The sequence below is a fragment of the Enterococcus sp. DIV2419 genome (genome assembly GCF_051711865.1).
In the GTDB taxonomy this organism is placed as follows: domain Bacteria; phylum Bacillota; class Bacilli; order Lactobacillales; family Enterococcaceae; genus Enterococcus; species Enterococcus faecalis.
In genome coordinates this window covers 293,363-312,167 of sequence record NZ_JBIONS010000001.1, presented here as the reverse complement: position 1 = coordinate 312,167, position 18,805 = coordinate 293,363, and the positions used below count along the sequence as shown (strand labels likewise).

The 18,805-nt window shown below is 40.2% G+C and carries 21 protein-coding genes; 10 read left to right on the top strand and 11 right to left on the bottom strand.

Going from position 1 to position 18,805, the window contains the following annotated elements; translation table 11 throughout:
* Window positions 1-120 precede the first annotated feature (120 nt).
* The 8 genes from lrgB to IGI97_RS01435 form a co-directional block, all read right to left on the bottom strand.
* Entirely contained in the window at window positions 121-804 is a 684-nt protein-coding gene (lrgB, locus tag IGI97_RS01470; protein WP_002354830.1) for an antiholin-like protein LrgB, read from the bottom strand.
* A complete protein-coding gene (gene lrgA / locus IGI97_RS01465) occupies window positions 801-1,220 on the bottom strand; it encodes an antiholin-like murein hydrolase modulator LrgA (protein WP_002354829.1) in 420 nt (139 codons plus the stop codon). The genes lrgB and lrgA overlap by 4 nt, the downstream gene beginning before the upstream one ends.
* Window positions 1,221-1,371: 151 nt before the next feature.
* Window positions 1,372-2,100 carry a LytR/AlgR family response regulator transcription factor gene (locus IGI97_RS01460; RefSeq protein ID WP_002354828.1) on the bottom strand — a complete coding sequence of 243 codons (729 nt, stop codon included), beginning with the start codon at window positions 2,098-2,100 and terminating at the stop codon, window positions 1,372-1,374.
* Complete coding sequence (locus IGI97_RS01455) at window positions 2,081-3,850, bottom strand: sensor histidine kinase (protein WP_002367484.1); 1,770 nt, start codon at window positions 3,848-3,850, stop codon at window positions 2,081-2,083. The genes IGI97_RS01460 and IGI97_RS01455 overlap by 20 nt, the downstream gene beginning before the upstream one ends.
* A 91-nt stretch (window positions 3,851-3,941) precedes the next feature.
* Complete coding sequence (locus IGI97_RS01450) at window positions 3,942-4,760, bottom strand: MetQ/NlpA family ABC transporter substrate-binding protein (protein ID WP_438737846.1); 819 nt, start codon at window positions 4,758-4,760, stop codon at window positions 3,942-3,944.
* A 12-nt stretch (window positions 4,761-4,772) separates the two neighbouring features.
* Complete coding sequence (locus IGI97_RS01445) at window positions 4,773-5,444, bottom strand: methionine ABC transporter permease (protein WP_002354825.1); 672 nt, start codon at window positions 5,442-5,444, stop codon at window positions 4,773-4,775.
* The gene (locus IGI97_RS01440; RefSeq protein WP_002354824.1) at window positions 5,441-6,163 is read right to left on the bottom strand and encodes a methionine ABC transporter ATP-binding protein; all 723 of its coding nucleotides are present in this window, start codon (window positions 6,161-6,163) and stop codon (window positions 5,441-5,443) included. The genes IGI97_RS01445 and IGI97_RS01440 overlap by 4 nt, the downstream gene beginning before the upstream one ends.
* A 361-nt stretch (window positions 6,164-6,524) precedes the next feature.
* Entirely contained in the window at window positions 6,525-6,923 is a 399-nt protein-coding gene (locus IGI97_RS01435) for an OsmC family protein (protein WP_438737844.1), read from the bottom strand.
* Window positions 6,924-7,123: 200 nt separating this feature from the next.
* On the opposite strand from IGI97_RS01435, the gene rpsN reads away from it, so the two are divergent.
* The 5 genes from rpsN to IGI97_RS01410 all read left to right on the top strand — a co-directional run bounded on the left by rpsN (window position 7,124) and on the right by IGI97_RS01410 (window position 10,355).
* Window positions 7,124-7,393, top strand: coding sequence for a 30S ribosomal protein S14 (gene rpsN, locus IGI97_RS01430; RefSeq protein ID WP_002354822.1), 270 nt, complete (start codon window positions 7,124-7,126; stop codon window positions 7,391-7,393).
* A gap of 110 nt (window positions 7,394-7,503) precedes the next feature.
* Window positions 7,504-7,653, top strand: coding sequence for a 50S ribosomal protein L33 (gene rpmG, locus IGI97_RS01425; RefSeq protein ID WP_002354818.1), 150 nt, complete (start codon window positions 7,504-7,506; stop codon window positions 7,651-7,653).
* Between the two features lie 15 nt (window positions 7,654-7,668).
* On the top strand, window positions 7,669-8,643 hold the full coding sequence (locus IGI97_RS01420; protein WP_016633543.1) for a CobW family GTP-binding protein: 975 nt from the start codon (window positions 7,669-7,671) through the stop codon (window positions 8,641-8,643).
* A gap of 33 nt (window positions 8,644-8,676) precedes the next feature.
* Window positions 8,677-8,799 (top strand): putative metal homeostasis protein, encoded by a 123-nt coding sequence (locus tag IGI97_RS01415; RefSeq protein ID WP_002383181.1) that lies wholly within the window; start codon window positions 8,677-8,679, stop codon window positions 8,797-8,799.
* A gap of 20 nt (window positions 8,800-8,819) precedes the next feature.
* Window positions 8,820-10,355 (top strand): zinc ABC transporter substrate-binding protein AdcA, encoded by a 1,536-nt coding sequence (locus IGI97_RS01410; RefSeq protein ID WP_016616437.1) that lies wholly within the window; start codon window positions 8,820-8,822, stop codon window positions 10,353-10,355.
* A 57-nt stretch (window positions 10,356-10,412) separates the two neighbouring features.
* Here the strand turns inward: IGI97_RS01410 and IGI97_RS01405 are convergent, their stop codons facing one another.
* The 3 genes from IGI97_RS01405 to IGI97_RS01395 all read right to left on the bottom strand — a co-directional run bounded on the left by IGI97_RS01405 (window position 10,413) and on the right by IGI97_RS01395 (window position 13,273).
* Window positions 10,413-11,387 (bottom strand): tRNA dihydrouridine synthase, encoded by a 975-nt coding sequence (locus IGI97_RS01405; protein ID WP_010710860.1) that lies wholly within the window; start codon window positions 11,385-11,387, stop codon window positions 10,413-10,415.
* A gap of 187 nt (window positions 11,388-11,574) precedes the next feature.
* Window positions 11,575-12,345 (bottom strand): ABC transporter permease, encoded by a 771-nt coding sequence (locus IGI97_RS01400; RefSeq protein ID WP_002354811.1) that lies wholly within the window; start codon window positions 12,343-12,345, stop codon window positions 11,575-11,577.
* The gene (locus tag IGI97_RS01395; protein WP_002354809.1) at window positions 12,338-13,273 is read right to left on the bottom strand and encodes an ABC transporter ATP-binding protein; all 936 of its coding nucleotides are present in this window, start codon (window positions 13,271-13,273) and stop codon (window positions 12,338-12,340) included. The genes IGI97_RS01400 and IGI97_RS01395 overlap by 8 nt, the downstream gene beginning before the upstream one ends.
* Before the next feature lie 257 nt (window positions 13,274-13,530).
* On the opposite strand from IGI97_RS01395, the gene IGI97_RS01390 reads away from it, so the two are divergent.
* The 5 genes from IGI97_RS01390 to IGI97_RS01370 all read left to right on the top strand — a co-directional run bounded on the left by IGI97_RS01390 (window position 13,531) and on the right by IGI97_RS01370 (window position 18,777).
* Complete coding sequence (locus tag IGI97_RS01390) at window positions 13,531-13,950, top strand: PTS sugar transporter subunit IIA (protein ID WP_002354802.1); 420 nt, start codon at window positions 13,531-13,533, stop codon at window positions 13,948-13,950.
* Between the two features lie 12 nt (window positions 13,951-13,962).
* Complete coding sequence (locus IGI97_RS01385) at window positions 13,963-14,454, top strand: PTS system mannose/fructose/N-acetylgalactosamine-transporter subunit IIB (RefSeq protein ID WP_002354800.1); 492 nt, start codon at window positions 13,963-13,965, stop codon at window positions 14,452-14,454.
* Between the two features lie 16 nt (window positions 14,455-14,470).
* Complete coding sequence (locus tag IGI97_RS01380) at window positions 14,471-15,286, top strand: PTS mannose/fructose/sorbose/N-acetylgalactosamine transporter subunit IIC (RefSeq protein ID WP_002365419.1); 816 nt, start codon at window positions 14,471-14,473, stop codon at window positions 15,284-15,286.
* On the top strand, window positions 15,283-16,110 hold the full coding sequence (locus tag IGI97_RS01375; protein ID WP_002360964.1) for a PTS system mannose/fructose/sorbose family transporter subunit IID: 828 nt from the start codon (window positions 15,283-15,285) through the stop codon (window positions 16,108-16,110). Before IGI97_RS01380 ends, IGI97_RS01375 begins: the two co-directional genes overlap by 4 nt.
* Before the next feature lie 147 nt (window positions 16,111-16,257).
* Entirely contained in the window at window positions 16,258-18,777 is a 2,520-nt protein-coding gene (locus IGI97_RS01370) for a sigma 54-interacting transcriptional regulator (RefSeq protein ID WP_438737842.1), read from the top strand.
* Window positions 18,778-18,805: the final 28 nt, after the last annotated feature.

Genomic DNA, 18,805 nt, shown 5'->3' with positions numbered 1-18,805 from the left:
AAAATCACTTTGGATTTTTGTCCCAGGCTTAAAAATTGATAAACGGCGGGAACAGAATAAGCAGAGACTGCTAGCTGATAGAAATTAGCTACTCATAAAAGAGTGAGGAATCCCACTTTTTTATAGACCAATGACCGTTGCAAAGAAAGGAACTACTAAAACAGTAACTACGCCAACCACTACGACAGAAATACTAGCCATAGCAGCCTCTGTTTCGCCCATTTCCATGCCAACTGCCACACCTAGGGCATGTCCGGCCGCACCTAAAGCTAAACCTTTGGCGATTGGATTGTTAATTTTAAACCATTTCAATGCAATTCGGCCCAAGGCATAGGTTAGTACACCATTGAAGATTACAGTAAACGCCGTAATGGAAGCAATGCCGCCAACAGTTTGAGAAATAGGTACGGCAATCGCTGTTGTAGCTGCTTGTGGTAAGATTGAGGCCACTAAATGATTATCCATGCCAATCACTTTTCCTGCAAAATAAACAGCCACTAGCGAACCAAAAGAACCAATTGTTAACGCCGTTAAAATTTCTAACCAATATTTTTTCAACACGTCTCTCTTTTTATATAAAGGAATCGCAAACGCTACTGTCGCAGGCTCTAGAAAGAAGCTGATATATTTGCCACCTTCATTGTATTGCTCGTAACTAATTCCTGTTACTTTTAAAACGACAACGCCTAAAATCATCGCAACGAATAATGGCGTAAATAAGAAGAAACCTTTACTTTTTTTAAACAACCAAGTACCTATGCCAAATACAGCTAATGAAATAATAATGCCAACATACGGATTCATGCGCGAACCTCTCCTTTCGCTTTCTTCGTTGCTGCGGGTTCTTTTTCTTTTCGAGCATCTTTCATATGCAATAAAAAGGCGCCCGTCCAACCAGTTGTTGCTAGTAACGCTAATGTTGCTACTAAAATAACAAAAACAATTTGAACGCCAAATTGTTGCATAATCCCTAAAGAATTAACTAAGGAAATCCCTGAAGGAACAAATAAAAATGTAATAACCGTTGATAAGCTGTTACCTAGCCCTTCCACTTGCTCCAATTTAACAACTTTTGTACATAAACCAATGAACAATAACACCATGCCAATTACTGAAGCAGGCATTGGTATTGGGGAAATGAACGCCAAGCCGTTGGCGATTAACATAATAATGGCAAAAACTGCTGCTTGTTGTAAAAATGAATATACTTTCTTTTCCATTCTTCTTCGCTCCCTTTTGTCTGTTTTCTATGGGTTAAGTATATAAAGAAAACGTTTTTTTAAGGGCTTTTTTTCATGAAATGCCAGAATTTCTTCACCAAATGCAAAAATCACCACTTGAAATGCATTCGACATTTCAAGTGGTGATTTTTTAACTTAAGCCAAGTTTTTCTTTAAATTCTTTGACGTATGAACGGCTAACAGGTACTTTTGAGCCATTGGTTAAAATTACTTGCAACGTGTTATTAAACCACGGCTGGATTTCTTGAATTTTTGTTCGATTCAAGATGAAACTTCGATGCGTTTTAATAAAGAGCGTGGCAGGTAATTTTTGTTCGATACTGTTGAGGGTCCCTGTCATCTTGTAGACCTGTTGATCCACAAAAATGCTCAGTTGCCGTTCTTCGACAGAAACGAGGTAAATATCTTCTGGCGCCACAAGATAAATGCGGTCTTCCCCTTGAATAGGTATTGCTTCAGATTTTGGTCCTTTTTCGGCAGTGTTTTCTGGGACAGCTTGAGCCATTTCTTTCGATGCTTTTTCAATGACTTGTGTTATTTTTTCTTCTTCAAAAGGTTTCAAAATATAATCTTTTGCATTCACTTGAAAGGCCTTTAACGCATATTGATCATAGGCGGTTGCAAAGACCAAGTAGGGCGCTTTTTTAAGATGGGTTAATTTTTCCGCTAAATCAAACCCGCTTTCATCGGTCAAATGAATATCTAAAAATAACAAATCTGGCTTTTGATCCATCATCTCTTCCATTGCCTCCGCCACAGAATCCGCTTCTGCAACGCTCGTCACTTGCGGATGTTGGGAAACAAGATAGCTCAATTCTTCTCGTGCTAAGGGCTCATCATCAACGATTAATACGTGCATCTAATTCCTCCTGTTCCATCGGGATTTCTAAATGAACATGGCTCCCGCCTGTTTCTAAATTTTCAATTAAAAAACAACCTTCTGATCCATAAAGGTTCGCCATTCTGCGGGACAAGTTTTCCAGTGCCGTGCCGGTGCCTTTTTCCGAAGTCACTGTTGTCTTTCCTAATAGCAAGCGGCGTTCTTCAGGAATCCCTTGCCCATTGTCATACACATCCACATGTAATTTGTGTTGTTTTGCTTTGACCACTACCCGGACTTGATTGTTCTCTTTACGGCTGCCAAATGCATGCTTGATGGTATTTTCCACTAACACCTGAATCGCATACGGCGGTACTTTTTCTGAAGCAACCGCTTCTTCTACGTCAAATGTTACTTGATAACGATTCGGAAACCGTGCTTGTTCTAATGACAAATAGGCTTTTACTTGTTCTAGTTCTTGTGAAACTGGGATCGTCGTTTGCACGGCTCCCTGCAAGTTGCCTCGAAAGTATTTGCTTAATTGGAGCAATAGTTTCCGCGCTTTTTCACTGTCTTTCCGCATTAATGCGGAAATAGTATTGATGGCATTAAAGAAGAAATGCGGGTTCACTTGCGCTTGCAAGGATTTAATTTCAGCTTCTTTAAGTAATTTTGATTGTACTTCCGCTTCCCCTAATTCAATTTGTGAAGAAAAAATTGTCCCAAGACCTTCTGCTAACTGTTCCTCGACATGCGTTAACTGCGCTGGATCCGTAAAGTACATTTTTAAGGTGCCAACAATTTGCTGATGGGAAAATAATGGAATCACAATCGCCGCTTGCAACGGACAATTAGGGTCCGAACAACCAACTTCTTCTTTGGCATGCGCGATGGTCATTTGGCCCGTCCGTAACACTTCCCGAGAAAGCTCCGTGATGACTTCTAGCTCTGGAATATGATGGTCGCTTCCTGCGCCAACATGAGCTAAAATTTGATGACTGTTTGTCATGCTAATCGCACTGACTTTTGTATAATGCTTAATAATCTCCGCAACTTTTTTGCTGGAATTTTTATTGAGTCCTTCTCGAAAATATGGCAGTGTTTCCGCTGCTAATTCCAAAACATCGTGCGTCTGAACCGCTTTGGCCTGCTCTTCTTGTTTCAATGTCGTCGTTAGAATCGACATAAAAATGAACGTTCCTACGCTATTTAACAAAATCATCGGCAGCGCAATAAAACGAACCAACGTGGCCCCATCCGCTAGATCACCGCTGAAAAAGAAAATAAAAATCATCTGAATCATTTCCATGCACGCTCCGACAATGGCAGAAAAGCCGGCAGACGGAAAAACGGTTTGCTTTGCCATGCGGCTCCCTAAAAAACCGGCAATTAAGCCAACAATTAAAGAAGCAGGCACATAAAAGAAACTATGCCCCCCGCCTTGAATAACCCGATGAAAGCCAGCAATTAAACCAACCGTACTGCCGACAATCGGACCACCCACTAATCCAGAAACGCCAATTACTAACGTACGCGTATTCGCAATGGAAGCATTGCTGCTTAAATAGGTTAGTAAATTATTGGGGACAATCTGATTCTTAGCGATTTCGATACCTGTAAAATTAGAAATAATAGCAAATAAACCAAAAATCAAAATCAACTGAACTTTTGAAGACATTTTTTCACGACTTAATAAAACACGCTTAAAATAAGGCACATTCACTAAAAGAAAGGCCAGTAAAATAATTAAGCCCACCCGTTCCATCATTAAAATAAATAATTCGACCACACCGGTACCTCCTTCCTATTAACTATACTATAAATCAAGGAAAAGAAAAAAATGAAGCTTCTCAAAAAAGAGGCTTCATTTTTTCTATTCATTAAAACGCAGGAATATTAGCGCCTTTAGAATTTTTCTTGATGTATTCAGCAACTTCTTTTGTTGTCATCGCTTCTTTTAAAACCTTGATCTTTTCGCTATCTTTTTCGCCTTTACGTGTCGCAACTTGCAATGCGTAATGTTTACTTGCTTCTTCATCTTCTAACAAAATCGCATCTTTCGTTGTTAAACCAGCAGGTTCTAAGTAGGCTGGGTAGCAGAACACCATAGCGATGTCTTTTTCATCATAGGCTTTAGCTAAATTCAGTAAATCAATGCTTTCAAAAGTGATGTTTTTAGGATTTTCCACGACATCTGCCACCGTGCCGTTAAAGCCGACACCTTCTTTTAATTTAATCACGCCGTTTGCATTTAAAATTGCTAAAGCACGACCTTCATTGGTTGGATCGCTAGGAATCCCCACTTTGGCATTTTCAGGTAAATCTTTCGCATCTTGGTATTCTTTTGAATAGAAACCACCAGCAAAATAATAAATCGGTTGCACAGCCACTAAATCAGCTTTTTTCTCTTTGTTAAACATTTCCATGAAGGGTTGATGTTGCGCAAAATTAGCATCCGCTTCGTCATGTTGCACGGCATCGTTGTAGGCAACATTGTCGCTCACTTCCATAATGTTAATTTTGTACCCTTTTTTCTCAGCTTCTTTCTTGGCAATTTCCAAGATATCTTTTGAAGATTCCAATTGCACGGCAACGGTAATCTCCTTGTCTTCTTTCTGGTCTGCTTGTTTATTTCCCCCACAGGCAGCTAAAATAACTGTTGCAATAACAGCGAATGTTGCTAAATAAAACTTCTTCATTCTTTTGTCCTCCTACTTTCTTTTGTCTAGTTTTTGGGCAATGAAGTTCCCAAGCATTTGTAAAATGAAGACCAGTGCAATCATAATCACAATGGCAACATACATAATACCGTATTCATACCGTTGATACCCGACACGAACTGCAAAATCGCCAATCCCGCCGCCACCAACAACACCCATCACCGTGGAATATGAAACCATACTCACTGTCGTGGTTGTGTAAGCAAGGACCAATCCGCTACGTGCTTCCACCAATAAAAAGTGCCAAATGTATTGGACTTTCGAGGTACCTAACGAATTAGCTAAAAAATAAATTTCTTCTGGAACATCCAACAGCACTTGTTCAACCAAGCGAGCAAAAATCGCGATCGCAACAATACTCAATGGCACAGATGAAGGAATTGGGCCAAACGCCTTTCCTAAAACAGAACGAGTGACTGGAATCAACGCAATCACAAATAATAAATAAGGAAACGAGCGAATAACAGTTACAATGAAATTTAAAACCCAGTACAGCCAAGGTTGATGCCCTTTGACTTTCGGATTAGCCAAAAATAGTCCTAAGCCTAAAGGTAAGCCGACAAGCAAACAGATAGCCATCGAAATCGACATCATAATCCCTGTTTCTTTTAAACCAATCAGCATAGATGGCCAATATTCGGCAAAGGTTTCTGAAAAAGTCATGGACGCAAACTCCTTTCCACTTTTTCTAAATAGGAAAGCGGTTCTTCCTCATATTGCTGAGGATTATTCAGAAATTCGCCAATTAACTGACCTTTTTCCATCACTAAGATACGATTACATAAGCGCTTCACGGTTTCTAATTCGTGACTAACAAAGAAAATAGTCGGTCGGAATTCCTGATGCGTCTTATGTAATAGTCGAACGACACTTTCTGTATTTTCTTCATCTAATGAACTCGTTGCCTCGTCACATAATAACCATTTTGGATTACGGCTCAACGCTCGAGCAATAGAGACACGCTGTTTTTCCCCACCAGAAAGCTGAGCAGGATACGCTTCTGCCTTATGGGCCATATCAACAAACGTTAATAAACGCTCAATTTTTTCAGGCTGTTTCTCTTTTAAAAGTTTCAAAGGCAACGCAACATTATCATAAATTTTCAAATTTTCTAACAAATTGTAATGCTGAAACACCATCCCCATTTGTTGTTGCTGCTGGCGAACTTCTTTTTTAGAGAAGGTTTGAACATTTCTGCCATCAATACGAATCTCCCCTTCACTCGGTTGTTCCATTAAATTCAACAAACGTAACAACGTGGACTTGCCAGAGCCACTTTTCCCAACAATCCCAACGATTTCTCCTGGTTGGACAGAAAAGTGAATATTTTTTAACGCGTGTGTCTCTTGATAGACTTTCGACACATTCACTAACTCAATCATGATTACCTCCTAAAGGCCGAAAAACAAACTATAACAACTAAAAAAACTGTATAACAATTAAAGTAATTCTGTGAAACGATTTAAAAAAACTATTACGAATCAAAAAATAACACACGTTTCGAAAAACAGCGTTATATCAGAGATGTAACTACTTACATCATCTACTAAAACAGAAAAAAAAGCAACCTTTTTATTTGTGAAAAAAGCACTATCTGTTTTTTTTCTGTATTATTTTGTACAAATGAATTAAAAATTTCCTGTTTCTACAGCTATTTCCCCACGCTCCTCTAAAAAAAGACATTCTCAGAAACGAGGCATCCAAAAAGGGAAAAGCGCTCGTAACGATAATGTCTCTAATGGTTTACTTTTTAAATACAACTGTTTCTTCGACAGTAATTCTTTCAGCCAATGATTGAATCACTGGACAGTTTGGGGGGACAAGCTTCAAACACCTTGTCGCCCGTGCTTGAAAGGCTTCTGGAACAGTCACATAAAAGAGAATCGTTACCTGTTTTAATGGTTGTGCGCGTCTCTCTACTTCTCTTGAATACGTGACTTCTATTTTTTCAAACTCAAAGGGAATGTGCGAATTTTCCAAAACGGATTGATACACGTACCCCCCACAAGCGCCAATTGCCGAAACGAGCATTTGAACTGGCGAATAGCCCTCTTCTTTTGCTAACACCCAGCGCGCTGTTTTCGTTTGTAATTCAAATTTTTCCACACCACGAATAATCGTCAAACGTTCTACCATTGCCATCTTCACTCCTTTTTACTCTTTCTTAAAAGATACTACAAAACAGCGCTAAAACAAACATTTCTAACTTCTCAACTTAGCAAGTCCTAAAAAAAACAAAATTCTCACTTGACAAACAACGTAACACCTGATAATATACTTCCGTTCAAATCGTAACCATTACGATTTAGATTTTATAAATCCAAAAAGAAAGGAAGTGCCTTATGGCTAAAAAATCAAAAATTGCTAAAGCAAAAAAACAACAAGCAATGATTGCAAAATATGCGCCTATTCGCCAAGCCTTAAAAGAAGCTGGCGATTATGAAGGTCTTAGCAAATTGCCAAAAGATGCTCATCCAAGTCGCTTAAAACTCCGCGATCAAACAGATGGGCGCCCACGTGGCTACATGCGTAAATTTGGCATGTCTCGGATTCGTTTCCGTGAATTGGCTCACCAAGGCTTGATTCCTGGCGTCAAAAAAGCAAGCTGGTAACTCATTATTTCGATAAAGACAACTAGCGAGGACAGTCGCCTTTGGGCTGACCTCGCAGCCCCCTTTATCTTTTATACGCAATTAAAAAAATCAAATTGGAGGACGGCACTATGCGCCAAACCATTACGTTAGCTTGCGCTGAAACTGGCGAGCGCCTTTACTTAACAAGTAAAAACAAACGAAATACACCAGAAAAATTACAGCTGAAAAAATATTCACCAAAACTACGGCGCCGCGCACTTTTCACTGAAGTCAAATAACAGGAGGAAAACTTGATGGGCATTCCAATCACCATTGTTTCTGGCTTTTTAGGCGCAGGAAAAACAACCTTAATTAACCATGCGCTTGCGCAATCACCGTTTCCTAAAGAAGAAATTATTATTATTGAAAATGAATTTGGTCAAACAGGCGTTGACCACGCATTACTTTTACAAACCACGGAACGAATTATTCAATTAAATAACGGTTGCATGTGTTGCAGCTTACGAGGAGATCTTCTTGCCTCTTTATCAGCAATCTTAGAAGTGTACCCAGAAGAACAACAACCCATTGCCCAAGTCATTTTAGAAACAACAGGCATTGCTGATCCGCAACCAATCATTCAAACAATTTTAACGACCCCGCACATCAAAAATCATTTCTATATAGACAGTCTCTTAACGGTCGTTGATGGGCATCATTGGCAACAGCAGCTTCAAGAAGCCGAAGCCATCAAACAACTGGCCTTAGCAGATCGCCTCTTTTTTTCTGTCAAGGAACCAGCAGACAGCACTCAGCTACCAACGTTCCAAGAAACCCTTCGTACCATTAATCCTTTTGCTGATATTTTATCCTTTCAAGCCAACGAGCCTCTTTTGGCTAGTGACTTTTTTCAATTAAATAAGTTTACAGCAACACTTACAGAACACGAAATGACTCATTCCCCGCATGAGCACGCCCACGAGCATCATCACCATACCTTTCACTCCCTAACGCTAACGGCGTCCTCAGCCCTCAACGAACCTCTTTTCACTCGTTGGCTTGATTGGTTAATGTATACGCATCAGGAAAAGTTATACCGTTTCAAAGGGATTCTCGCCTTACAGGAGCATGACTTGGCCATTGCCATGCAAGGCGTCAACCAGCAAGTGGCCTTTCAAATGACGAATCAACCCCCTCAAGAAACGACAATTGTTCTGATTGGCAAAGAATTAGAGACAAAAAAAATCCAAGAAACCTTTCAAACCCTCAACAAAATAGCTACTCCGTAAATTATTTTTTACGAAATGGAGGTCCTATATATAATGGAAAAAACTGACTTATCTAGCGCTTATCGTCGACTGAAAAGTCCCAACATCAAAACACGAAAACGCGCACTTAAAATCATTAAAGAACATAAGCGCAATAAACAAAAGAAAATTGCGTAATTCACTAAAGGAGCACACCTATGAAAAAATTTACTCTTCCCCTGTTAGCCGCCTTATCGCTAATCCTTTTCGGCGCTTGCGGCAAAACAAACACCTCTGATAAAACCGCTGACGGTAAAGAAAAACTATCCATTGTCACGACTTTTTATCCTATGTACGATTTCACTAAAAATATTGTAGGCGATGAAGGAGACGTCAAATTGTTAATCCCTGCTGGTTCTGAACCCCACGATTATGAACCATCCGCCAAAGATATGGCTACCATCCATGATGCGGATGTTTTCGTTTACCACAATGAAAATATGGAATCTTGGGTACCCAAAGCTGCTAAAGGTTGGAAAAAAGGAGCCCCGAACGTCATTAAAGGTACCGAAAACATGGTCTTACTTCCTGGCAGTGACGAAGACGGACACGACCATGACCACGAACATGGCGAAGAAGGCCACCACCATGAATTAGATCCGCATACTTGGGTTTCACCCCATCGTGCCATCCAAGAAGTTACAAACATCAAAGAACAATTAGTCAAACTTTACCCTAAAAAAGCCAAAACATTTGAAACAAACGCAGAAAAATACTTAACAAAATTAACAGCCTTAGACAAAGAGTTCCAAACAGCTTTGAAAGACGCTAAGCAAAAAAGTTTTGTTACCCAACATGCTGCATTTGGTTATCTTGCCTTAGATTACGGCTTAAAACAAGTGCCAATAGCTGGTTTAACACCTGAACAAGAGCCAACTGCAGGGCGCTTGGCAGAGTTGAAAAAATATGTCACAGACAATCAAATTCGCTATATTTATTTTGAAAAAAATGCCAACGATAAAATTGCTAAAACGTTAGCTGACGAAGCGAATGTTCAATTGGAAGTCCTAAACCCGCTAGAAAGTTTGACACAAAAACAAATGGACAATGGCGAAGATTATCTTTCTGTAATGAAAGAAAACTTAACTGCTTTGAAAAAAACAACAGATACAGCTGGGAAAGAGGTTCAGCCAGAAACCTCTGAAAAAACAGAAAAAACCGTGGCTAACGGCTATTTCAAAGACAGTGAGGTGGCTGAGAGAACACTGACAGATTACGCTGGAAATTGGCAATCCGTCTATCCTTTATTAAAAGATGGCACATTAGACCAAGTCTTCGATTACAAAGCGAAACTGAAAAAAGATAAAACACCAGCCGAATACAAAACCTACTATGATGCCGGCTATCAAACCGATGTCGACCACATCAACATCACTGATTCCACCATCGAGTTTCTGGTCGATGGCAAACCACAAAAATTCACCTATAAAGCAGCCGGTTATAAAATTTTAAACTATGCAAAAGGCAACCGTGGCGTCCGTTTCCTTTTTGAAACAGACGATGCCAATGCTGGGCGGTTTAAATACGTCCAATTTAGCGACCACAACATCGCACCAACGAAAGCCGCTCATTTCCACATCTTCTTCGGCGGCGATAGCCAAGAAAGTCTGTTCAATGAAATGGACAACTGGCCAACGTATTATCCAAGCGACTTAAGCAAACAAGAAATTGCCCAAGAAATGATTGCGCATTAAGCATTCAAAAGAGAGGAGATAGCATTAGCTAAAATGCTACCTCCTCTCTTTTTTTATTTAGTCAAGCACACCATGTTCTGCTTCAAACGTCGCTAACAACTGGCGCACTTCATCCGTTGATTTTGTATTCATTAATTGTGCTCTTAAATCACTGGCACCTGGAAAGCCTTTGACATAAATTTTGAAGAAGCGATGCAACCCAACAATGGAGCGAGGCACCAATTCCGCATATTTGTCTTGCAAATCCAATTGTAAACGTAGCAAGCCCAGCAATTCTTGTGGTGTATGTGTTTTGGGTTCTTTTTCAAAGGCATAAGGATTTTTAAAAATCCCCCGACCAATCATGATGCCATCTACACCATATTGTTCTGCTAATTCTAGGCCCTTTTGACGATCGGGAATATCCCCATTAATCGTAATTGTCGTTTGCGGTGCGACACGGTCCCGAATAGCCATAATTTGCGGAATGACCTCCCAATGGGCATCCACTTTACTCATCTCTTTTCGTGTTCGCAAATGAATGGATAGATTCGCAATGTCTTGCTCTAATAAATGCGTAATCCACGCATCCATTTCCGCCATTTCAGTAAACCCAATGCGTGTTTTGACACTAACAGGTAAGCCACCTGCTTTGGCGGCGTCAATCAATTCAGCCGCGACTTCTGGGCGCAAAATCAGCCCGCTGCCTTTTCCACGCTCAGCCACGTTAGGCACAGGACAGCCCATATTTATATCTAATCCTTGAAAGCCCATCTCCGCTACGCCGATACTCATTTCACGGAAAAATTCCGGTTTATCCCCCCAAATATGTGCCACCATCGGCTGTTCATCTTCTGTAAAAACGAGGCGCCCGCGCACACTGTCTTTCCCTTCAGGATGACAATAACTATCTGAATTAGTAAACTCTGTAAAAAACACATCTGGCGCCCCAGCTTCTTTCACGACATGACGAAAGACCACATCAGTGACATCTTCCATTGGTGCTAAAACAAAAAAGGGCTTTGGCAATGTTGCCCAAAAATTCTTGCTCATCTTCATATACTCCGTTTCTGATTTTTTCTTTATTTTCAACGACAATTGTCGACATATTCTGGTGCGAAACATTGCTATTATACAGGGAAATGCACGAAGAATCAAAAAAGGCATACTTAGAAACAAGAAAACTGTCTGAATCTGCTCGCTAGAATGAGTGATTCAGACAGTTTAATCTTTTTACGGCTTAACTACGTAAGCCACGCCCTGTTTCTACAAGGTACCAACAAATGCCATATAAAACGACAATAAATAAGATTAAAATGGTCATAGAAATACCAATTGGCACATCTTGAACCCCTAGGAAACCGTAGCGGAACCCAGAAATCATGTAAACAATCGGATTAACTTTTGAGACAGCTTGCCAAAATGGCGGCAACATGGAAATGGCATAGAAAACCCCACCCAAATAGGTTAAAGGCTGTAACACAAAGGTCGGCACAATCGATACATCATCATAGGATTGCGCAAAAATACCATTTAACAAACCAGCTAAAGAAAAGAGAATCGCTGTCATCAATAAAGTCATGATGACCATCAGCCAAGAAACAACGTGCAATGGCACAAAAAATAGAGAAATGATGGTGACTAACGCACCGACCAAAATACTACGACCAACGCCACCAATCACAAATCCCCAAATAATCACATGAGTTGGAACTGGCGCCACGAGAATTTCTTCGATATTTTTCTGGAATTTTTGTGAGAAAAAGGAAGATGAAACATTGGCGTACGAGCTTGTAATGGCTGACATCATAATTAAACCTGGCACGATAAATTCCATATAAGAAAAACCGCCCATGTCGCCAATTCGCCCGCCAATCATTTTCCCAAAAATCACAAAATATAAGGACGTCGTAATCACTGGCGGTACCAGTGTTTGGACCCAAATCCGTAAATAACGGTTGGTTTCCTTCACAGCTAAACTTTTTAAAGCAGTAAAATACAGACTAAACATGTTGATCCTCCCTTTGGTACGTATCCTCAGTAATCTTCAAGAAGAGCTCTTCCAAACGGTTGGACTTATTCCGCATTGACAATACTTTGATTCCTTGTTGACTTAGCTGTTCAAACAAGTGATTGACTCCTTGGTTTCGTTCCACTTCCACCGCTAACGTTAACTCGTCCTCAAACACACTTTGATAGCCTTCAATAACTGGCGCCTGCGTATAAGGTGCTAAATCAAAAATAAACGTTTCAAATTGTAATTTTGCTAACAAGTGCTTCATGCTGGTGTTTTCAATCAATTCACCAGACTGAATAATCCCAATGTTGCGACACAACATCTCAGCTTCTTCTAAGTAATGGGTCGTCAAAATAATCGTGGTTCCCTGCGCATTTAACTCTTGTAAAAAGGCCCACATTTCACGGCGCAATTCAATATCGACACCCGCAGTTGGTTCATCTAAAATCAATAACTTCGGCTCATGCATCAGCGCACGAGCAATCATCAAGCGACGTTTCATTCCGCCAGAAAGCATTCGAGCCCGTTCGTTCCGTTTTTCCCATAAATTGGATTGTTTTAAATACTTTTCACTCCGTTTCATGGCTTCTTTACGAGACACCCCATAATAGCCCGCTTGATTGACCACAATCTGCTGGACCGTTTCAAACGGATTGAAGTTAAACTCCTGCGGCACTAACCCAATCTGTTGCTTCGCCCGCACCATCTCCGTATCTAAATCATACCCAAAAATTTTGACTTTCCCCGAAGTCTTATTAACTAACGAGGTCACAATCCCAATCGTCGTTGATTTTCCTGCGCCATTCGGTCCCAAAAGAGCATAAAAATCGCCTTCTTCGACTGTTAAATCAATCCCTCGCAACGCTTCAACACCTGAAGCGTACACTTTGCGTAAATCTTGTATCACAAGAGCATCAGTCATTCGTAACTCTCCTTAATGTATAAATATTCATGAGTATTATTGTAACACTTCTCGATAAAAACGGGGGTTATTTTGATTAAATTTCACAGTTTTGCTTAGCTATTTTTCAACAACAAACTAGCCAACGAATAACGTGTTTATTTTGACTTGAAACTGTTTAAACAGTTTCAAGAGCGTTAAAACCCTTTCAAATCAAGGATTTAGAGTTCTCTTTTGTTGGCACAGAACTTGCTTTATATAAAAGTGAGGTGAAAAGAATGAAAAGAAAATTTTTAATTGCTAGTCACGGAAACTTAGCGAAAGGCTTCCAAAGTTCCTTGGATATTCTCGCAGACAAAGGAAAAGAGCTGGCGGTCATCAATGCCTATGTGACTCCTGAGGACTACACGCCAATTATTCAAACGTTTCTTCAGTCCCTTGGCGCAGAAGAACAAGCTATTATTTTAACAGATTTATATGGTGGTAGTGTCAATCAAAAAATTGTTCAAGAAGTCATGACGACAAAACCAGACAATGTTTTTATCATTTCCAATGCCAACTTAGCCATTGCCTTGTCGCTGATTTTCTTAAAAGAAGGCGAAAAGCTAACCAAAGAAGATATTCAAGCAGCAATTGCTGAAGCACAAATTCAATTCGTTGAATTAAACCCATCAAATGAAGAAGAAAACTTTTTTTAGGAGGAAATTAAAATGATTACACAAGTACGAGTAGACGACAGATTAATTCACGGCCAAGTAGCCGTAGTTTGGACCAAAGAATTGAATGCCCCCTTATTAGTTGTAGCGAATGATGAAGCAGCCAAAAACGAAGTAATGCAAATGACGTTAAAAATGGCGGTCCCTAATGGCATGAAACTATTAATTCGCTCAGTTGATGATGCGATTGATGTCTTTAATGATCCTCGGGGCAAAGACAAACGAATTTTTGTAATTGTGAACAGTGTAGCGGATGCTACTAAAATTGCGAAAAACGTGACAGATATTGAAAGTGTGAATGTTGCCAATGCTGGCCGCTTTGATAAATCAGATCCAGCTACCAAAACAATGGTTTTCCCAAGTGTCCAATTAAACCCTGAAGAGTTAGAAGCTGCCAAAGAATTAGCCAGTTTGACTCACGTGGAAAGCTATAACCAAGTACTGCCAACCAACTCAAAATTAAGTCTAAAACAAGCCGTCAATTAAAAGGAGGAAATGAACAATGCTTATGCATGCAACAATGGCAGCCTTAGCTGTATTTATCTGTTTTGCTGGGAATTATTTAACTGGTCAAAGTATGATGGAACGTCCCTTAGTCGTTGGATTAGTCACAGGAATTTTAATGGGCGACATGAAAACAGGGGTTCTAATGGGGGCCTCTCTGGAAGCAATTTTCTTAGGAAATGTTAATATCGGTGGTGTTATCGCAGCGGAACCTGTAACTGCGACTACTTTAGCCACAACGTTTGCAATTATTTCAAATGTCGAACAAAAAGCCGCCATGACGTTAGCCGTACCAATTGGGATGTTAGCCGCTTTCGTGGTGATGTTTTTAAAAAATGTCTTTATGAATATCTTTGCTCCTTCTCTTGACAAAGCAGCACGTGAAGGCAACCAAAAAATGGTTGTGACACTGCATTACGGAACGTGGATTATTTATTATTTAATCATCGCTTCGATTTCATTTATCGGAATTTTAGCAGGAAGCGGGCCAGTAAATCTGTTTGTTGAAAGCATTCCACAAAATTTGATGAACGGCTTAAGCGCAGCTGGCGGACTTTTACCTGCCGTTGGGTTTGCTATGTTAATGAAACTATTATGGGATAATAAATTGGCCGTCTTTTACATTTTAGGCTTTGTTTTAACCGCGTACCTACAATTACCAGCCGTTGCGGTAGCGGTCATCGGGACAGTAATTTGTGTCGTGAGTGCCCAACGGGATGTAGAATTTCGCGACATTCTAAAAAGAAAACCTGCGGCGTCTTCTGCGGTTGAAGGCAGCGCGAAAGAAATCGAAGAGGAGGACTTTTTCGCATGAAGTTAAAAGAGAATTTATCTAAAGAAGAGAAAAAAATGATGCGCTCTGTTTTCTGGCGTTCTTGGACGATGAATGCTAGCCGGACAGGAGCTACACAATACCACGCAGTGGGTGTCATGTACACTTTACTCCCAGTCATCAATCGTTTTTATAAAACCAAGGAAGAACGGGCCGAGGCATTGGTGCGTCACACCACTTGGTTCAATGCAACCATGCATATCAATAACTTCATTATGGGGCTCGTTGCTTCGATGGAAAAACAAAACAGTGAAGACGAAAATTTTGATGCTAGCTCTATTACAGCAGTTAAAGCCTCACTAATGGGGCCACTTTCAGGCATCGGTGATTCCTTCTTCTGGGGCATCTTGCGTGTCATTGCTGCTGGGATTGGGATTTCATTAGCCAGCACCGGTTCGCCATTAGGGGCGATTGTCTTCTTACTTTTATACAACGTCCCTGCGTTCTTAATTCACTATTATGCGTTGTATAGCGGCTACTCAATCGGTGAAAGTTTTATCCAAAAAATGTACGAATCAGGCGGAATGAAGATACTCACAAAAGTATCAAGTATGCTAGGCTTAATGATGATGGGCAGTATGACTGCTTCAAATGTAAAATTCAAAACGATTCTTGAAGTTTCCGTTAAAGGAAGCGAAGACGTAGTTAAAATCCAAGACTATTTGGATCAACTATTCGTCGGTATCGTACCATTAGCCGTGACGTTACTTGCTTTCTGGTTATTACGCAAAAAAGTCAATGTTAACGTGGTGATGTTTGGTATCATGTTCTTAGGCATCTTGCTAGGATTACTAGGCATCTGTTAAAATTGAAACAATAAACATTTAATTATTAAACACTTAGAGCCTGAGACAAAAATCCAAAGTGATTTTTATCTCAGGCTTAAAAGCTGATAAACGGCGGGAACAGAAGCAACCCCTGTCCCGACCTCTCTTTTGGAAGGACGATGAATCATGCGCTTGGAGACCTACCAACACTTAGTTGACATTTTAGAAACCAGCAACAACCCGATGAGCACACAAGAAATTGCCACAAAAATTCAATTAAGCCGCTCGGTAACCAGCTTATACTTAAATAAATTATTGGAAAAAGGTGAAGTCCAACAAACGGGAAAAAAACCCGTTTATTGGCAATTAACCCGTGCAACAACCCCCACGACCGATGTGTTTCGACAATACATCGGTAGCCAAGGCAGCGCCAAAAAAGCCATTGAACAATGCAAAGCCGCTATGTTGTATCCCCCATTGGGTATGCCTTTATTAATCCATGGAGCCAGTGGCGTCGGCAAAAGCTTTTTGGCAAAACTGATTTATGAGTATCTAAAAAACGAACAAATCATTGGCCTGGAAAAATTCTACACCTTTAACTGTGCCGATTATGCCAACAATCCCGAATTGCTATCATCCATTCTCTTCGGCCATACCAAAGGCGCATTCACTGGGGCTGAATCAGAAAAGCAAGGACTCTTGGCCCAAGCTAATAATTCCGTACTCTTTTTAGATGAAGTACATCGATTATCCAACGAAAACCAAGAAAAACTCTTTCAGTTTATGGATACAGGGACCTTCCGCCCTATTGGTGAAGAAGGAAAAATGGTCCATTCCAAGGTCCGGCTACTATTTGCGACCACCGAAAACCCGAAAAAAGTCTTATTACCAACCTTTTATCGCCGAATTTCCGTAATCGTCTCACTTCCGAACTTCAAAGAGCGCCCCATTCGAGAACGGATTGCGATTTTGAAAAACTTATTCCACCGAGAAGCAAAACGAATGACCAAAGACATCAACGTGGACGAAGAAATCTTTACGGCATTATTAGAAAATGACGAACCTGGTAACGTGGGAAGTTTATCCAACAAAGTGCAGCTCCTTTGCGCGTCGCAATTACGAAAAACTTTGCCCAATCAACCTGTCGTCATTGGCGATGCGACTCAACCAATGATTGCGATTCCTTTAGACAAAGAAGTGTTGGAAGAAGACACACTTTCTTCCGATATTTTCGCAACATTTGAAGCCTTATTTACAAAAGAAAAAACACTGGCCCACTTAAAAACTGAACTGACACAATTCATTAAATATTGTTTAGACGATGAAATAACCTTAGAAAATGATTACTTTTTACAAAACCTAGTCACGGAAGTCCAAACCAAAAACAAACTAATTATTAACCAACCTGAGCAAACTGAAAAACCGATGAAAGATGTTGCCAAATTGCTGAAAATTTTACCGCCAACATTTAACGAAACAATGCTCCTTCCAGTCCAAGCACAGTTAAAAGAACACTATCCGCGAACGGTTTCCCTCGTCAAAAACTTAGTCAGTCCGCTGCCAGAAGAATACCGTTACTTGACAGAGGTACTCTTATCTGTATTACTCAGCGGGGAAATTTCTGAAACGATTCCTTACCAAGCGCTCCTCGTGGCGCATGGTGAATCGACTGCCACAAGTATTCAAGCCGTTGCCAACAAATTATGTGGTACCTATATTTTCGATGCGATTAACATGCCCTTAACCTCCTCCGTCCGAGATATCGTCGCCGAAGTTAAAGACTGGCTTTCTCAGCGGGACACATCACAAGGCGTCATTATGCTCGTCGATATGGGTTCCCTGACACAACTTTATAAAAGTTTGAAACCGCAAATTCTTGGAGAACTTTTGGTGATCAATAACCTGACCACTGCCTATGCGTTGGAAATTGGCCATCAATTAATGAACGAACAACTTTTCTATGGTATTGCTAAAACCGCTGAAAAAAAATTTAAAACCGATGTACAGTACTTTGAAGGCTTTTCAGTGGAAAAAAATATCATTGTCTCTAGTATTTCAGGTCTGGATATTGCCAAGCAAATCAAACAAATCTGTCAAAAATACCTGTATACTGACATTAAAGTCATTACCCTAAAATACAAAGATTTGGTGAACACGTTAGACATTGCCAACGCCGAAGAAAATTATTTAAAAGAAACCTCGCTCATTTTGACGACGTCCTACTTAGACAATCATACGAATGTTGCTAGCGTGAATCTCTTAGACATGTTAGACGAAGATGCCGGAACCCAGTTGATGGAACCTTTCCAAAACTTGATGCATCCCAATAACATCGATAGCATGATTAACGAATTTGTTCACTTCTTCTCGAAAGAAGGCTTGTCAGAAAAACTAGAATTTCTAAATCCTGACGTCATTATTAAACAAGTCGAAAACGTTACAAAAAACATTGAAAAACGCTTCGACCTCACACTCAGCGGCAAAATGAAATTTAACTTAATGATGCACAACGCGCTCATGGTAGAGCGGACAATGCTCGGCGTTGAAGACTATGAAATCCCTGCTAACCTAGAGGAACTAACCATTAACCAAAAACCATTTTTCCAAAATGCTAAGAACATTTTCTATACTCTAGAACAGTTTTATCGAATAGAGATTTCCAACTGGGAACTCTATGTGATTTATGAAATTTTGTCTTCTCGGTGAGGGGGGATGGGAAAGAGCTTGGGCCGTA

Bases quoted from the DNA above. Each gene is read 5' to 3' on its own strand.
- IGI97_RS01440 (WP_002354824.1), bottom strand. From the start codon at position 6,163: ATGATTGAGTTAGTGAATGTGTCGAAAGTCTATCAAGAGACACACGCG.
- lrgB (WP_002354830.1), bottom strand. From the start codon at position 804: ATGAATCCGTATGTTGGCATTATTATTTCATTAGCTGTATTTGGCATA.
- IGI97_RS01450 (WP_438737846.1), bottom strand. From the start codon at position 4,760: ATGAAGAAGTTTTATTTAGCAACATTCGCTGTTATTGCAACAGTTATT.
- IGI97_RS01410 (WP_016616437.1), top strand. From the start codon at position 8,820: ATGAAAAAATTTACTCTTCCCCTGTTAGCCGCCTTATCGCTAATCCTT.
- IGI97_RS01405 (WP_010710860.1), bottom strand. From the start codon at position 11,387: ATGAGCAAGAATTTTTGGGCAACATTGCCAAAGCCCTTTTTTGTTTTA.
- IGI97_RS01460 (WP_002354828.1), bottom strand. From the start codon at position 2,100: ATGCACGTATTAATCGTTGATGATGAGCCCTTAGCACGAGAAGAATTG.
- IGI97_RS01445 (WP_002354825.1), bottom strand. From the start codon at position 5,444: ATGACTTTTTCAGAAACCTTTGCCGAATATTGGCCATCTATGCTGATT.
- rpsN (WP_002354822.1), top strand. From the start codon at position 7,124: ATGGCTAAAAAATCAAAAATTGCTAAAGCAAAAAAACAACAAGCAATG.
- IGI97_RS01400 (WP_002354811.1), bottom strand. From the start codon at position 12,345: ATGTTTAGTCTGTATTTTACTGCTTTAAAAAGTTTAGCTGTGAAGGAA.
- IGI97_RS01435 (WP_438737844.1), bottom strand. From the start codon at position 6,923: ATGGCAATGGTAGAACGTTTGACGATTATTCGTGGTGTGGAAAAATTT.
- IGI97_RS01385 (WP_002354800.1), top strand. From the start codon at position 13,963: ATGATTACACAAGTACGAGTAGACGACAGATTAATTCACGGCCAAGTA.
- IGI97_RS01390 (WP_002354802.1), top strand. From the start codon at position 13,531: ATGAAAAGAAAATTTTTAATTGCTAGTCACGGAAACTTAGCGAAAGGC.
- IGI97_RS01375 (WP_002360964.1), top strand. From the start codon at position 15,283: ATGAAGTTAAAAGAGAATTTATCTAAAGAAGAGAAAAAAATGATGCGC.
- IGI97_RS01370 (WP_438737842.1), top strand. From the start codon at position 16,258: ATGCGCTTGGAGACCTACCAACACTTAGTTGACATTTTAGAAACCAGC.
- IGI97_RS01380 (WP_002365419.1), top strand. From the start codon at position 14,471: ATGCTTATGCATGCAACAATGGCAGCCTTAGCTGTATTTATCTGTTTT.
- IGI97_RS01420 (WP_016633543.1), top strand. From the start codon at position 7,669: ATGGGCATTCCAATCACCATTGTTTCTGGCTTTTTAGGCGCAGGAAAA.
- rpmG (WP_002354818.1), top strand. From the start codon at position 7,504: ATGCGCCAAACCATTACGTTAGCTTGCGCTGAAACTGGCGAGCGCCTT.
- IGI97_RS01395 (WP_002354809.1), bottom strand. From the start codon at position 13,273: ATGACTGATGCTCTTGTGATACAAGATTTACGCAAAGTGTACGCTTCA.
- lrgA (WP_002354829.1), bottom strand. From the start codon at position 1,220: ATGGAAAAGAAAGTATATTCATTTTTACAACAAGCAGCAGTTTTTGCC.
- IGI97_RS01415 (WP_002383181.1), top strand. From the start codon at position 8,677: ATGGAAAAAACTGACTTATCTAGCGCTTATCGTCGACTGAAAAGTCCC.